General features: G+C 26.4%; 14 protein-coding genes and 1 pseudogene. 12 read left to right on the top strand and 3 right to left on the bottom strand.

Going from position 1 to position 14,701, the window contains the following annotated elements; all coding sequences use genetic code 11:
- Positions 1-50: 50 nt before the first annotated feature.
- The 3 genes and pseudogenes from ACQZHJ_RS17625 to ACQZHJ_RS17615 form a co-directional block, all read right to left on the bottom strand.
- A complete protein-coding gene (locus ACQZHJ_RS17625) occupies positions 51-482 on the bottom strand; it encodes a DMT family transporter (protein WP_430486783.1) in 432 nt (143 codons plus the stop codon).
- Between the two features lie 52 nt (positions 483-534).
- Positions 535-1,014, bottom strand: a complete 480-nt coding sequence (locus ACQZHJ_RS17620; protein WP_430486782.1) for a dUTP diphosphatase — start codon at positions 1,012-1,014, stop codon at positions 535-537.
- 586 nt (positions 1,015-1,600) lie between these two features.
- Positions 1,601-1,702, bottom strand: a pseudogene (locus ACQZHJ_RS17615) (2'-5' RNA ligase family protein); the annotation flags it as partial.
- Positions 1,703-2,098: 396 nt separating this feature from the next.
- Between ACQZHJ_RS17615 and ACQZHJ_RS17610 the strand changes: the two are divergent.
- The 12 genes from ACQZHJ_RS17610 to ACQZHJ_RS17555 all read left to right on the top strand — a co-directional run bounded on the left by ACQZHJ_RS17610 (position 2,099) and on the right by ACQZHJ_RS17555 (position 14,606).
- Positions 2,099-3,352, top strand: a complete 1,254-nt coding sequence (locus ACQZHJ_RS17610; RefSeq protein ID WP_430486781.1) for a UDP-N-acetylglucosamine 1-carboxyvinyltransferase — start codon at positions 2,099-2,101, stop codon at positions 3,350-3,352.
- 20 nt (positions 3,353-3,372) lie between these two features.
- Complete coding sequence (locus tag ACQZHJ_RS17605) at positions 3,373-4,164, top strand: MBL fold metallo-hydrolase (protein ID WP_430486780.1); 792 nt, start codon at positions 3,373-3,375, stop codon at positions 4,162-4,164.
- Positions 4,165-4,179: 15 nt separating this feature from the next.
- Positions 4,180-4,734 carry a GerMN domain-containing protein gene (locus tag ACQZHJ_RS17600; RefSeq protein WP_430486779.1) on the top strand — a complete coding sequence of 185 codons (555 nt, stop codon included), beginning with the start codon at positions 4,180-4,182 and terminating at the stop codon, positions 4,732-4,734.
- Positions 4,735-4,879: 145 nt separating this feature from the next.
- Positions 4,880-5,380, top strand: a complete 501-nt coding sequence (locus ACQZHJ_RS17595) for an SEC-C metal-binding domain-containing protein (RefSeq protein WP_430486778.1) — start codon at positions 4,880-4,882, stop codon at positions 5,378-5,380.
- 216 nt (positions 5,381-5,596) lie between these two features.
- Entirely contained in the window at positions 5,597-6,238 is a 642-nt protein-coding gene (locus ACQZHJ_RS17590; protein WP_430486777.1) for a lactate utilization protein, read from the top strand.
- Positions 6,239-6,468: 230 nt separating this feature from the next.
- On the top strand, positions 6,469-6,840 hold the full coding sequence (locus ACQZHJ_RS17585) for an HsmA family protein (protein ID WP_430486776.1): 372 nt from the start codon (positions 6,469-6,471) through the stop codon (positions 6,838-6,840).
- Between the two features lie 149 nt (positions 6,841-6,989).
- Entirely contained in the window at positions 6,990-7,469 is a 480-nt protein-coding gene (gene rlmH, locus ACQZHJ_RS17580; RefSeq protein ID WP_430486775.1) for a 23S rRNA (pseudouridine(1915)-N(3))-methyltransferase RlmH, read from the top strand.
- A gap of 154 nt (positions 7,470-7,623) precedes the next feature.
- Positions 7,624-9,204, top strand: a complete 1,581-nt coding sequence (locus tag ACQZHJ_RS17575) for an SIR2 family protein (protein WP_430486774.1) — start codon at positions 7,624-7,626, stop codon at positions 9,202-9,204.
- 55 nt (positions 9,205-9,259) lie between these two features.
- Positions 9,260-10,096, top strand: coding sequence for a hypothetical protein (locus tag ACQZHJ_RS17570; RefSeq protein WP_430486773.1), 837 nt, complete (start codon positions 9,260-9,262; stop codon positions 10,094-10,096).
- Positions 10,097-10,283: 187 nt separating this feature from the next.
- The gene (locus tag ACQZHJ_RS17565; protein ID WP_430486772.1) at positions 10,284-11,855 is read left to right on the top strand and encodes a DNA primase family protein; all 1,572 of its coding nucleotides are present in this window, start codon (positions 10,284-10,286) and stop codon (positions 11,853-11,855) included.
- A gap of 168 nt (positions 11,856-12,023) precedes the next feature.
- On the top strand, positions 12,024-13,625 hold the full coding sequence (locus ACQZHJ_RS17560) for a recombinase family protein (protein WP_430486771.1): 1,602 nt from the start codon (positions 12,024-12,026) through the stop codon (positions 13,623-13,625).
- 135 nt (positions 13,626-13,760) lie between these two features.
- Complete coding sequence (locus ACQZHJ_RS17555; protein WP_430486770.1) at positions 13,761-14,606, top strand: hypothetical protein; 846 nt, start codon at positions 13,761-13,763, stop codon at positions 14,604-14,606.
- Positions 14,607-14,701: the final 95 nt, after the last annotated feature.

The following is a 14,701-nucleotide window of genomic DNA, read 5'->3' as shown; positions in this document are numbered from 1 at the left end:
TTATTTATTATTTTATAATATATGAATGGGAGTATGATTTTGACAATGTATTAACTTTTCCACTTAAAAATGATAATTCCAATTACCATAAGTATAATTCCAAGATAGTTGTTTGCAGTGAATTTAATCTTCTCAGTATCAAAAAGAGCAAAGGCATCTATTATACCTGCTGTTAAAAGTTGAGATATTAAGATTATAGAAACTCCAAAGGTTGGGCCTAAGTTTCCTATAGCAGCCATTACAGTATAAGTAATGACAACACCGATAGCTCCACCTAGTAAATAAATTTTGTTTATTGAACGAACCTCTCCAAAATTACCTTGTCTTAAAGCTAACATAATAAATAAAGCTAGAACAAAGGCAGAGCCTTGAACAATAGTATTAGTTTCCCAGACACCTATTTTTTCAGAAACTCTAGTGTTAAAAACACCTTGAATACTCATAGCTGCACCTGAGATAATTGCTAAAATAATACCAAACATAATAATCACCTCAAGTATAGTATTCCAAATATAAAAAAAATAACTCTCTAAATTAGAGAGCTATCTTACAACATTCATTTTTAAAAAAATTTTCTTCTATTTGATTTATTGAAAAACCTAAGCTAATTCCTAAGCTTATAAAATCTTCAAATAATGTTTTATAGTGATCAATAGATGGAGATATTATTAAGTCATTCACGTCTATAAGTAAAGTTAAAAACTGGTCGCTTAAACAATAGTCATTTGGTTTAACTATTAATTTTTGCAAACAATTATAGTTTCTATTTAGACCTATAGTAAGGATTTGTTTTAAACAATCGACATACTTTTCTAAGACTAATTGCTTTGAAGCTCTAGACTTATTGCCATCGTTCCAATAAATAAAACATTTTGTTTCATCGGCTAATTCGCTTATCTTGATTTGAAGCGATAAGTACATTCTAGTAGTGACTTTATAATTATTTAAGTTTTTATCAATAACAAGTTCCTTGTTAAACTTATCTTGCTGAATAAAAAAATTATTTAACTCCATTGGTATATCCCCCTATCTTCTTAAGCAAAAAATGCTTATAAAAATAATTTTACAGAATCTTTCCACAATTGAAAAGATTAGAAAACGAATACAAATCTAAAAAGTTACGAAATGTTCAATATACAACTATTTTAACCTAAAATAATTGTATATATGCCCGAAAAATACTAATATAAATACACACGAATTATATTATTTAGTAATTTCTTAGATCATATGATTTTACAGGGATTTCTCTTTTGTTGTTTTGAAATCTCCAAAGCTCTATTTTAGAAATTTTTAAGATATTCTTCTTAGAAGATTCTCTTAGATTGAAAATTGTAGGCTGTGCATTATTTTTTTTATGATTATCTTTAAAGTTTGTATTATTAATAGGTATATATAGAGGTGAATCTATACGTTCTCTTACATTAAATTTATGCAACTTTAACATATCATTAAATAATCTATGCAATTTTTTTATATAACCTTTATTTTCAATTTGTAAATTAAGAGCTTTATTAGTGCTTTCATTGAATTGAACACTACCAGTTAATTCTATCTTGAATTTTTTATAAGGTTTAATTAACTTGAGAACAACCTCGTCTAATTTATCTAGATCAGGGTTATCTATTGTTTCAAGGGGAATGTGTAAACTTATGTGATTTCTAGGTAGTTTATACTTTCTCAATAAGCCTCTTTGAAGTGATTCAAGTGATTTACTAGATTCCTCATCAAACAATGCTACTAAATAATATTTCATAACAAAACCTCTCTTGAATATTAGTTTGTACCAAATAAATACAAACTTTGTTATAAATTATAACATATAGAATTTTTAAAAAAAATAACAAGGTAAAAATTAAAAATAAAAAAGTATTTTAAGATATTGTAAAATGCATAAGAATAGAGTGTTCAGAATAAAAAAAAATCTTTAAATATTGGCTTATTATGATATAATGAAAATTATGAGTAATACTTTAAATTTCACCGTTTAAACAGTTTAGATGTGGTTAGACGGAATTAGAAAAATTAACTAAACAAGAATAAAAAAAGAAGAAAATGGTAATTGTATACATATAAAAAATTAGCAAGGGTGAATTGTATGAATAGATTAATTATAAATGGCGGTAAAGCGTTAAAAGGGTCTATAGACATAAACGGAGCGAAGAATGCTGCTGTAGCTATATTACCAGCAGCTGTATTAGCTAGCAAAGGTGAATGTATAATAGATAATGTACCGGATATAGCTGATGTACGTTGCTTAGAAAGAATAATAAAAGGCTTAGGATGCCAAGTTGAAAAAATAGATAACAATACATTAAAAATAAATGCGCAAGAAATTAAAACTGTTGATGCCTGTGGAAGTGATGTAAGAGGAATGAGAGCTTCATATTATTTTATAGGAGCCCTTTTAGCACGTTTTAAAGAGGCTAAAGTTGAACTTCCAGGAGGATGTCCAATAGGCGTTAGACCTATTGATCAACATATAAAAGGATTTGAAGCCTTAGGAGCAAAAGTTTCAATAGAACACGGTGTTGTAAATATAATGGCTGAAAAATTAGTTGGAACAAATATATTCTTTGATGTTGTAAGTGTAGGAGCTACAATAAACCTTATGATAGCAGCTACATTAGCAGAAGGAACTACTATATTAGAGAACTCAGCAAGAGAGCCTCACGTAGTTGACGTAGCTAACTTCTTAAATGCTATGGGAGCTAATGTTAAAGGTGCAGGAACGGATGTAATAAGAATCAAAGGTGTTAAAGAATTAAAAGGATGTAACTATAGTGTAGTACCAGACCAAATAGAGGCAGGTACATTCATGATAGCTGCTGCTGCTACTAGAGGAGACGTAACTATACAAAATGTTATACCAAAGCATTTAGAGTCAATTTCAGCTAAGCTTTTAGAAATGGGAGCAAAAGTTGAAGAGGGAGACGATAGTGTTAGAGTATATGTTGATGGACCTTTAAAAGGAGTAAACATAAAAACAGCTCCATATCCAGGATTCCCAACTGATGTTCAACAACCTATGTGTACTTTATTAACTACTGCTAGTGGTAGAAGTACAATAGTTGAAACTATATGGGAGAATAGACATCAACATGTAGATGAACTTAAGAAAATGGGAGCTACTATTAAGGTTGAGGGAAGATCAGCTATAATAGATGGAGTAGAATCACTTACAGGAGCTATAGTTAAGGCAACTGACTTAAGAGCAGGTGCTGCAATGGTTATAGCAGGATTAATTTCTGATGGAGTTACAGAAATAACAAGCATTGAACATATCGATAGAGGATATCCTCATATAGAAGAGAAGTTCAGAATGCTTGGTGCTGATATAATCAGAAAATAAATATTAAATGGGGGAAATATATGATTTTTTGCTCACTATATAGTGGAAGTAGCGGAAATAGTATTTTAGTTGGATCAAAAAACACAAAAATATTAGTTGATGCAGGATTATCAGGCAAGAAAATAATAGAAGGCTTACAAGAAGTAGGGCAAGACCCTAGTGAGATTGATGGTATATTCATAACTCATGAGCATAGTGACCACATAAAGGGAGCTGGAATATTATCAAGAAAGTTTAATATTCCTATATATGCTAATGAACTTACTTGGAAGGCTATGGAGAAATCCCTAGGTAAAATAAAAGAAGAAAATATAAAAATAATGCCTAAAAGAAGCACACTAAGTATAAAGGACGTAGATATAACATCTTTTAATACTCCTCATGACTCAGTGGCTTCAACAGGCTATACTATAAAACACAAAGGTAAAAGTGCAAGTATTGCAACAGATATAGGAACATTTACAGAAGAAATTCTAAGAAACATTAGAGAATCTGATGTAATATTACTAGAAGCTAATCATGATGTTCAAATGGTTAAGTTTGGCCCATATCCTTATGACTTAAAAAGAAGGGTACTTAGTGAAGTAGGCCACTTATCAAATGAAGACTGTGGTAAAGCTATAGTAGATATTATGAAAACTGATAAATACAGAAAAATAATATTAGGACATTTAAGCAATACTAACAATGTACCAGAGTTAGCTGAGCAAGCAGTTATTAATGTGTTAAATGCACATAAGATAAATATAGGTAAAGATTTAGAGCTTAAGCTAGCAGATAGACATAAGCCAAGTAGTTATATAAGTTTTTAAGTAAGGGGAATTTATATGAAAAAAGGGATGATTTTATTAATTCTATCAGCACTTTTATTAGTTTCATGTGGTAAGATAGGAGAAGATAAATTAGCCGCTAGCAACAACGAGAGGGTAAAAACAATAGCTAACGATTTAATTGGCGACATAGATTTATCTTTATATTTTGATGGTACTAAAGATGAGGCTTATCCTAAGATTGAAGAGCAAAAGATTCCTGTTAATGGGGAAGAAATTGTAGGTCAATACTTAATACAAGCACTTATTCAAGGACCTTCGCAAAAAGGAAGTTTAGCGCCTATACTACCTAAGGATACTAAGTTGTTATCTTTTGATATAAAGGATGATATAGCTATCATAAATCTAAGTAAGGAAGCAGTTGTAAATATGAGTGTAGCTAAAGAACAAGCAGCATTAGAAGGAATAACAGCAACCATAACTCAGATACCTAATATAAAAAAGGTTAATATACTTATAGAGAATCAGATGATAAACTCTTTAGGAGGAAATTTTGATGTGAGTAAGCCATTTACTATGCAAGAGATAGTGAATCTTAAGTTAAGTAAATAGGTTATTTTGCAAAAAAATGTAAACAAACAATTTCAGATATATTAAAAATATAGATTTATATCTATATTAATTAGTAAAATATTGAAAAATATTGGCTAAATTATTATAATTTTTATATAGAGTTGATTAAAAAGGAGAAGGAAGTATGAGTTTATATAAGCAATGGACAGACATGGTTGTAGAATATGTTAAAGTTAAAGGAGAAGCTGCATTCTGGAAAGAATATAGTGATGTAGAAACTAGAATCTACAAAGACTTATTAGCTAATCACGCAGAAGTTAAGAAAGCTACAATAGCAGACTTAGCTAAAGAGTATAACACTACAGAAGAGTTCGTAATGGGATTCATCGATGGAATAAACGATAGTTTAAGAAATCCATACGATTTAGAAAAAGTTGAAGGAAGCACAGAATTAGCATTTGATATAGATTTCGAAAGTCTATACTACAATATGTTAGACGCAAAAGCTGACTACTTATTCAATTTACCACAATGGGATGGAATATTCTCAGGAGAAAAGAGAAGAGAAATCCAAGTTAGATACAGAGATTCAAAAACTGTAAGAAATGAAGAAGTTAAAGTTGGAAGAAACGATGCTTGCCCATGCGGAAGCGGTAAAAAATATAAGAAATGTTGTGGAAAATAGTCCACTTTTCAAAATAGGTAGATATTTATATCTACCTATTTTTTTGCTTTTTTATATGCATTAATTAAGATTAATTTTTAGATATATTAAATAGATAACATGATTATATTTTAAGAGTAATTAAGATAGAGTGTTGAAAATATGAGGTAGTAAGTTATAGTTAAAGTATGGGAATGGTATAATTAAAAGTAATAAAGAAGTGGGAGTGATTTTATTATGGATAATAATGTTTTGTGGTTAAGAGAAACTAGAATTAACAAGACTATTGAAGCTTTAAAAGCCAATAATATGAATGGATACTTAGTTAATTCAAAGGATGAATTAATAGAAAAGATTAAAGAGATTACTAATGAAGGTGATGTTGTAGCTACAGGTGGTTCAATGAGTTTATTTGAAACTGGAGTTATAGATCATCTTAGATGTGGAAGATATGAGTTTTTAGATAGATATAAAGAAGGATTAACTCCAGAAGAGATTAAGGCTATTTATAGAGGTGCATTTTCAGCTGATGTTTATTTTTCAAGTGCAAATGCTATAACAGAAGAGGGAGAATTATATAATGTTGACGGTAATGGAAATAGAGTAGCAGCAATGTTATATGGACCAGATAAAGTTATAGTAGTAGCAGGATTTAATAAGATAGTAGCAGACTTAGAAGAGGCTATAGAGAGAAATAGAAAAATTGCAGCACCAATTAATGCAAAGAGATTAGATAGAAAAACTCCTTGTACTAGAGTAGGAACTTGTATGGAGTGTAAGAGTCCAGAAAAGATATGTAGAGAATATACATTAATAAGAAGCCAAGGAAATCCAGATAGAATACATGTTATATTCTTAAATGAAGATTTAGGATATTAAGCTTTAGAGGAAAAGTAGGAGTTATTATTTGCTCCTACTTTTATTTTTTTTATAAAATGATTAATAACAATACTTTTTAATCAGTTATTAGCTAAGCTTTTTTATATAAATTAATAAATTTTTGATGTAAACATACACTTATTGATAAGTAATTAATAGTGAAGTATTGTAAATAAACTTATACCATAATATAATATGAACATGGTTCAGATAATAAGGAGATGAATATAATGTCAAAAGAATTAATGATAGCAATAATATTTATGAATTTAGCGTTAATATTTTATAGTATCGGTGTATGGTCAGAGAAAATACAAAAAACTCTAAAACCATGGCACTTAGGATTTTTCTATTTAGGTTTAATCTGTGATACAACAGGAACTGGAGCAATGGAAAAAATAGCAGGTGGAATAAACCTAAGCTTCCACACAATTACTGGAGCAACTGCTTTAATATTAATGTTAGTACATGCTGTTTGTGCAACTGTAGTATTAGTGAAAAAAGATAAAAATATGATGGCAAAATTCCATAAGTTCAGTATAGTAGTTTGGGTTATTTGGTTGATCCCATTCATTACTGGTGCTGCAATGCACATGATGTAATAAATAAAAAGCTTAGAGTAAAAATAAAGACTTAATTAAGATTAAATTCTTAATTAAGTCTTTATTTATGTTATTATATGTAATGGTAAGTTTGTAGAAAAATAATAAGATAATTAATCATAAAGTAGTAAGTTAATAAGGAGATAATAATGAATATAACAGTTATTTCAGTAGGAAAATTAAAAGAAAAATATTTAAAGCAAGCTATTGATGAGTATTCAAAGAGACTAGGTAGATACTGCAAATTAGAAATAATAGAACTTCCAGATGAAAAGACGCCAGATAATGCATCTGAAAAAGAAGAACTTCAAATAAAAGAAAAGGAAGGTAGATTAATACTTTCAAAAATAAAAGATAATATGCATGTAATTGCAATGGACTTACAAGGAAACCAAATAACTTCAGAGAAGTTCTCAAAGTACATAGAAAACTGTGGAGTAATGGGTAATTCAAACATAGCTTTCATAATAGGTGGAAGCTTAGGTTTATCACAAGAAGTTATAAAGAGAGCAGATTATAAACTATGTTTCTCTAAAATGACATTTCCACATCAATTATTTAGAGTTATGCTATTAGAACAAATTTATAGAGCTTTTAGAATAATGAAGAATGAACCGTACCATAAGTAACGGTAAATAATAGAAAGCAATACTTCAAGTATTGCTTTTTTATTTTAAAATAATTAGGTTTAATTTAATAAATTCTAAATGGTTGTATAATTGGAATAATTATGTATGATAAAATATTATTATAATAACATTATTTTTTAAGGAGAGGAAAATTTTGAGTAAATCAATATTGGATATATTAATTAAAAAAAATGAATTTCCAGTCATATTTATAGGTTCAGGTATTTCAAAAAGGTATCTTATTGGATATCCAAGTTGGGAAGAGTTACTTGAGGAATTATGGAACAAGACAGGGAAAAATAATTTTTTTGGTAGACTTAGTACAATGAGAGAAAAACTAAAAAAAGATGGAATAACAGAAGAAAGTGAATTAGATTTTTTAGTAAATACATTAATTGCAACAGAAATAGAAGAGAAAATTAATGAAAAATTTTTCAGTGATAAATTGGAGATTTATGGGTTAACACAAAAAGAAGCTTATAAAAATATGATATCTCCATTTAAAAAAATATTATCTAATAGATTTTCAAAATATCAAGTTAGAGAAAGTTTTAAAGATGAATTAGTTGAATTTAGAAATATGTTGATGAAATCTCAAATAATATTATCAACAAATTATGATACTTTTATAGAGGATGAATATAATCTTTCAAGTAAATATGGAGTTAAAAAATATATTGGACAGCAAGGATTCTTTAAACAAACATTAGGTTATGCAGAATTATACAAGATCCACGGATGTACCTTAGAACCAAATTCATTAATAATAAATCAATTTGATTATGAAAGATTTGATAAGGACTCTGTATTAATAAGTGCAAAGATTATATCTATGTTGTTACATTCTCCAATAATATTTTTAGGATATTCTCTAACTGATAGAAATATTAGAAAAATAATAAGAGATTTTACAAGCTCATTAAGTGAAGATGAAAAAATAGAGCTAGAAAAGAGATTGATATTGGTACAATGGGAATCAGGAATGAAAGATATAAAAGAAGAGGTAATAATAGATAAAGATTTAGGATGTAGATTAACAGTTATAAAGACTGATAATTTTATAGAAATATATAGAAAATTAGCAAGAATAAATCAAGGGGTAGCTCCTTCTGAAGTGAGACGTTATCAACATGTAATTAAGCAGTTAATAGTAGAACGTGGAAAGGCTGGACAACTTAATACAATGCTAGTTTCACCAAGTGAGCTAGATGATATTGAAAAGGTAATTGGGAATAAAAATATAGTTGTAGCTATTGGTGATAGTAAAATAATATTTAATATGCCTAATATTGTTGAATATATATATGATTATATTTCGGAAAATAATGAACAAAATTTAGATACTATGTTAAGATTTATAGCAAGTCAACAATGTAATTCTATATTACCGATTTTAAAATATGTAAATGAAGATAATATAAGTAAAAGTAGTTTACATGAAAAAGAAAAAGCAAAATTACGAAAAAGATTAAGCAAACAAGCAGATTTATCTGTTCAATTAGATGCACTACAATACAAAAAGGATTATAATAGATTGGATGAAATTATAAATGGAGAATTTGCTAAATATAAGGAATACTCACTAATAGCTTATAATTTTGATAAAATAGGGATTGATAATATAAAAAAATATATACTTAAAGAAGTAAAGATGAGTATGGATAGTGGAGAGATTACTATAGATACTGGTTTAAGAAGATTAGCATTGATATATGATTTAAAGAATAGTATATAGGTTAATGAGAGAACTTTATGAATTAATTATATATTAAGATATGGAGTATAAAGATTTGAGGAAAAAATTAATAAATTTTGCTGATATAACCAAAATTTATAATGAGATATATTTTAATGATGGTTATTCTAAAATACAACAGAAAGTAGTAACTGAGAAGGTCAGAAGAATGGCTTTAAAGATAGATAATAAAAATTTTAAAAATTTTTTAGCTATTGAAGAATTAAATGCCGAAGAAGAACTGAAATTTTTTAAAAAAGCAATAAAACCTATAAAAAATAAGGAGACAAAATTTAAATATAAAACATTTTGTTTAATTATTACGATGATGATAATTAGTCGTGAAGAACATAGTATTATTGAAGGTATTAACAAAGATATAATAATAAAAGATGACTTAGATAAAGAATTATTAAAAAATAAAGTTTATAAAAAGAAAAATATTGTAAAAAATATTTGTAGCAACAATTTTAAAGATTCTAGAAGAAGAAGAGTTAAACGAAAGAAAATAAAACGACTTTGTAGTGAAGTAGAAAAGAATACTAAATTATCTAAAATAAATGGAAAGCGAAAAATAAGAAAAATAACTTTTAGGGAATTTTTAGATAAAGGAATGGATATATCATTTAGAATAATAATGTATTACATTGATTTTTTAAGATTTAGAATGAGATGGATTGATATAGCATTAGCTAATGAATTTTTAATGATAAGTGGTATGAGTTATTCAAGTAAATGTATATTAAAAGAAAAAATTAATAAATTTTTAGAAAAAGAAATATATAAAAACAATAAATGTATAGCTATTAACAATGAATTAAATAAAGAAGAAATTAATAAAATTTTAGACAATAGATTTAAAGATATTGTTTTGAATAGATTGATTAAATAATAAGATTAAGATATTGATTATAAATCAATATCTTTTTTTATTTAAAATTAGAATATAAGCCATTTATGATGATAATAAAGGTTGAAATTTACTTAATTTAATAATAATTTTTAAAAACAGTAAATTTACTATTAGAAATATATATTATCCTAAAAGTATAAAGTTAGAATAAATGGAGGGATAAGAAATGAGTGATAAACACTTAAAAAAAATATTTAAAAATAAAGGTGAAGTTTTAGATGAAGAAGCTGTTAAAGAAGTAAAAGCTAAAAAAAAGTTAAAGAAATTATATCAGCCTATAAATAATAATTCAAAAGAACTAGATTATTGTAAAAAAGAAAAAAAGAAAGATAAGAAGAAAAAGAAAGATAAAAATATATGTAATAGTATATTTTCAGAATTAGATTTTGAAAAAGATAAATTAAATGAAATCAGTTATTTAAAAAATCAGGATCATAAAGGGATAAGTCATAATAGTATAGTTTGGAAAATAATTTCTGAGAAAGAAGTTATATTTAATAATTACTTAATGAAGTACAATGATGATTATGGATATTTTGACAAATTAGATAATCATAGAGCTAGAGTATTCATTTATTCCAAAATTCCACAATATGGATTAAAAGTTCTTAAGGATTATGATATTGTAAGTATTTTAAACTTGCTAAAGATACACCCAGCTATTCAAGTTTATGATGATAGTGAGGATAGAAATAAAAAACTTATAAATTGCCAAAATTGTGTTTTAAAAATAAGTAAAAATAAAGAGATAGAGATTAAGGAACATAGTAAAAAATATTTGTTTTTAAATTTTATTAATGCTAAATATTTAGAAGATGATGAATATGATTTTAAAAATTCGAGATTTAGATTTTTTATTGAATCATTAGCTAATAATGATGAAGAACTAATGAGGTTAATAAGACAAGTTATGGGTTATTGTTTTTCTAATTTAAATAATGCTAAGAAAGCGTTTATATTCTATGGAAAATCTAATACAGGAAAAAGTGTTTTATTAAATTTATTAATTAACATATGTGGTGAAAATAATGTTTCTAATATAGAAATGCAAGGTTTAAATAAACGTGAAAATATAGCAATTTTATATGGTAAAAAATTAAATGTTTGTAATGAGTTGCCTGATTATAAAATGACTGATACAGGTGTGTTTAAAGCGTTGGTTAGTGATAATGATAAAGTTACAGGTAAAGCGTTGTATAGTAACCCATTCGCGTTTTATAACAAAGCAAAGTTAGTTTTTGCGTGTAATAATATGCCAAGTTTAAACTCTAATAAAAGTTTAGATTACAATGCATTTTTTAATAGACTAATAATTATTCCTTGTTTGAATAGTATTCCTTCACATAAGCAAGATAAAAACCTCTTCAAAAAACTTTTAAAAGAGAAAGATTTAATTTTTACTTGGGCTATGGGTGGGTTACAAGAGTATATAGATAATGGGAATCAGTTTATAGAACCTAATCTTACTAAAAAATTTATGATGGAGTATGTAGCATCAGTAAACATGGTAGATTCATTCATAAAGGAGCTTTGTGAATATAAAGAAGGAGAATATAGTTTTAAATATGAAGTTGAAGAGTTATTTATAGCTTATTATGGACATAAAAAGGAAACAATGCCTAAAGAATCAGAAATAAAAGAGTTAATAGAAAAATTAAGAAAAGATTATTTATATAAAAGAATTAATAGAGATGGAGAAAATAAATATGGCTTTTTAAATTTAAAACTTTTAGTGTGATATTGGAACTTTGGAATTGTGGAATACGGATTAAATAGATTTTTAAATATATATTATAAAAGTGATGATGAAAGAAGGGTACTTTATGGAGGCAGATAGTTTAGAAATTATCATTGAGATGATAAGTGAGGTTATAGGTAATATTATTGAAGTGGAGGAATAAACAACATGAAAAGAGCTGTTATATATGCAAGAGTAAGTACTGTAGAGCAAGCAGAAGAAGGTTATAGTATAGATGCTCAACTTGATATGGTTAAAAACAAGTGTGTAAATGAAGGAAGAATTGTAGTTGATAATTATGTGGATAGAGGTATAAGTGGTAAGTCATTAAAGAATAGATTAGCTTTGCAAAGGTTACTTGAAGATATAAAAAATGGAGAAATTGATGAAGTTTGGGTTTGGAAGACAAATAGATTAGCAAGAAATCACTTAGACTTGCTTAATATTATAAATATATTTGATAAATATAATGTTTCATTTAAAAGTTGTACTGAGCCATTTGAAACTAATACAGCTACAGGTAAATTATTATTAAATTTACTAGCTTCTATTGGAGAATTTGAACGTGAAACAATTGTAGATAATGTAAAAATGGGTCATAAAGAACGTGCTAAAAGAGGAGAATGGAATGGTGGACGAGTCTTAGGGTATGACAGTATAAGTTTAAATGGAGATGAAGAAAAGAAGGTTCTTGTTATTAATAAAGAAGAGGCTATCGTAGTGAAAAAAATATATGATTTGTATTTAAGTGGATTAGGACTTAAAGCAATTACAAATAAGATGAATAAAGAAGGATATAAAACAAAAAAGAATAATTTCTTTAGTATATCAGGAATTAAAGAAATATTACTAAATCCACTATATTGTGGAGATATTAGGTATAACTACAGAGAAAATTGGAGTGAAAAGAGAAGAAGAGGTATAAATAAAAACCCTATAATCGTAAAAGGAAAGCATGAAGCTATAATTTCTAAAAAAGAATGGAATGAAGTTCAATGTCTTTTTAAGAGCAAAAGTAAAAGACCAGCACGAGTTTTTGATGGGAGTTATTTATTAACAGGATTATTAAAATGTCCAGTATGTGGAGCGTCAATGGTAGCAGGAAGAGTGAAAACTAAATCAAAAAATGGAGAAGTAAAGGTAATAAGATATTACCATTGTGGAAATTGGAGAAATAAAGGGAGTGCAGTTTGTAAAAGTAATGGAATACGTGCTGATAAGGCAGAAGAGTTTATTATTAATAAAATAAATAATATTCTTAAAAATGAAAATCTATTGAATGAGGCAGTAAATAAGTTTAATAATAAAAGTTTAGTTGGAACAGAGCCAATTGAAGAAGAAATAAAATTAGTTGACAGTAAGCTAAATAGTTTAAATTTTAAGAAGAACAAGGTTTTTGAATTATATGAGGATGGAATAATAGAGAAAGAAATTCTGAAATTAAGAATAAAGGTGTTGGAGGAATCAATTGAATTAAATTTTAAGAGAAAAAAAGAGTTAGAGGAAAAGATAAGAGATAATACTATTAAAAAAGTTAATTTTAAAGATGTGAAAATAGTATTAAATAAAATAGCTGATATATTTAGTAAGTTTAGTAAGGAAAATCAAAAGATGTTATTACACTTATTGATTGATAAGATAACAATAAATGAGAAAAGAGAAATTAAGTCTATAAGTATAAAATTTAATGATGAAGTAAATGAAAAATTTATTAAGATAAATAAGGGTGAGCCATTGGGTTCACCCTTTTTCTTTTATATAGAATTTTAATATATAAGAGAATTTTACAAGAGATAATTCAAGTGAAAAGATATAAAATTTGAATTAATATAAAATTTGGATTAATATAAAACTGTTATATCTTATATTGTAATAAATAGTATTTATAGGAAGGGGAGTATTAAAATGAAAAAGAAAAAAATGATTGTTTTAGTAGTAATAGCTATTATATTTATAGGAATAGGAGGAGTGGTATTAGGAATCAATATTGTAAAAGATAAAAAAATTGATAAATTATTAAGTACTTCAACAACTTATATTAATAATAAAGAATATGATAAGGCTCTTGCAACGCTAGATGTGATTTTGAGTGAAACAGATAATGAAAAAGCTAATAAAGAAAAACAATTAATAAATGATTATTTAAATGCTAAAAAAGCTTATGATTCAAAGAACTATAATGAAGCTTTAAATGATATAAATAAAATTGGAAATATATCAGAGTATAAAGGATTAGGTGAGGATGTTAATTCGTTAAAAAGTAAAATTGAAACAAATATAAAAGAAGAAAATGAAATAAATCAATCAATAAAGAATATAAAAGAACTTATTGATAAAAAGGATTATAATTCAGCTAAAAATAGTATAAATGATTTAAAGAAAAAGGATTTAAATGATAAATATAATGAAGAAGTATCTAAATTAGATGAAATAGTAGATAAAAATATTAAGAAAGAAGAAGAGGAAAAGGCTAAAAAGCAAAAAGAACAAGAGGCTAAAGAAAACCAGATTCCAGAATCTAAAAGTCCAGTATTTGGAGAAAAAACTCCTTGGTCAAAAGATGGATATACATCTTATAAGGGAATAAGATTACCATTACCAAATGGAGATCCAACACAAATATCAGGGAAATTATTAAACCAAATATGTAAATTACCTGTTGATGAAGCGTTTAAAATATTAAAGAACTATGGTTGGAGCGATAAGGGAGCTTATGAAACAATATACGAATACCAAAATGGTATTAATTAAGAGGATGAATATTTTTATTCATCCTCTTTATTTATATAAAAAATAATGAATTTTAAAAGGATTAATTCAAATGAAAAAATATACAAATTTAATTA

It is taken from the genome of Clostridium sp. B9 (assembly GCF_050509515.1).
In the GTDB taxonomy this organism is placed as follows: domain Bacteria; phylum Bacillota; class Clostridia; order Clostridiales; family Clostridiaceae; genus Sarcina.
The sequence above is the reverse complement of the archived record's forward strand: the minus strand, read 5'-3'. Positions and strand labels throughout refer to the sequence as shown.

Coding starts and splice junctions, on each gene's coding strand:
- ACQZHJ_RS17620 (WP_430486782.1), bottom strand. CDS start 1,014: ATGGAGTTAAATAATTTTTTTATTCAGCAAGATAAGTTTAACAAGGAA.
- ACQZHJ_RS17605 (WP_430486780.1), top strand. CDS start 3,373: ATGATTTTTTGCTCACTATATAGTGGAAGTAGCGGAAATAGTATTTTA.
- rlmH (WP_430486775.1), top strand. CDS start 6,990: ATGAATATAACAGTTATTTCAGTAGGAAAATTAAAAGAAAAATATTTA.
- ACQZHJ_RS17565 (WP_430486772.1), top strand. CDS start 10,284: ATGAGTGATAAACACTTAAAAAAAATATTTAAAAATAAAGGTGAAGTT.
- ACQZHJ_RS17590 (WP_430486777.1), top strand. CDS start 5,597: ATGGATAATAATGTTTTGTGGTTAAGAGAAACTAGAATTAACAAGACT.
- ACQZHJ_RS17600 (WP_430486779.1), top strand. CDS start 4,180: ATGAAAAAAGGGATGATTTTATTAATTCTATCAGCACTTTTATTAGTT.
- ACQZHJ_RS17610 (WP_430486781.1), top strand. CDS start 2,099: ATGAATAGATTAATTATAAATGGCGGTAAAGCGTTAAAAGGGTCTATA.
- ACQZHJ_RS17560 (WP_430486771.1), top strand. CDS start 12,024: ATGAAAAGAGCTGTTATATATGCAAGAGTAAGTACTGTAGAGCAAGCA.
- ACQZHJ_RS17585 (WP_430486776.1), top strand. CDS start 6,469: ATGTCAAAAGAATTAATGATAGCAATAATATTTATGAATTTAGCGTTA.
- ACQZHJ_RS17555 (WP_430486770.1), top strand. CDS start 13,761: ATGAAAAAGAAAAAAATGATTGTTTTAGTAGTAATAGCTATTATATTT.
- ACQZHJ_RS17595 (WP_430486778.1), top strand. CDS start 4,880: ATGAGTTTATATAAGCAATGGACAGACATGGTTGTAGAATATGTTAAA.
- ACQZHJ_RS17625 (WP_430486783.1), bottom strand. CDS start 482: ATGTTTGGTATTATTTTAGCAATTATCTCAGGTGCAGCTATGAGTATT.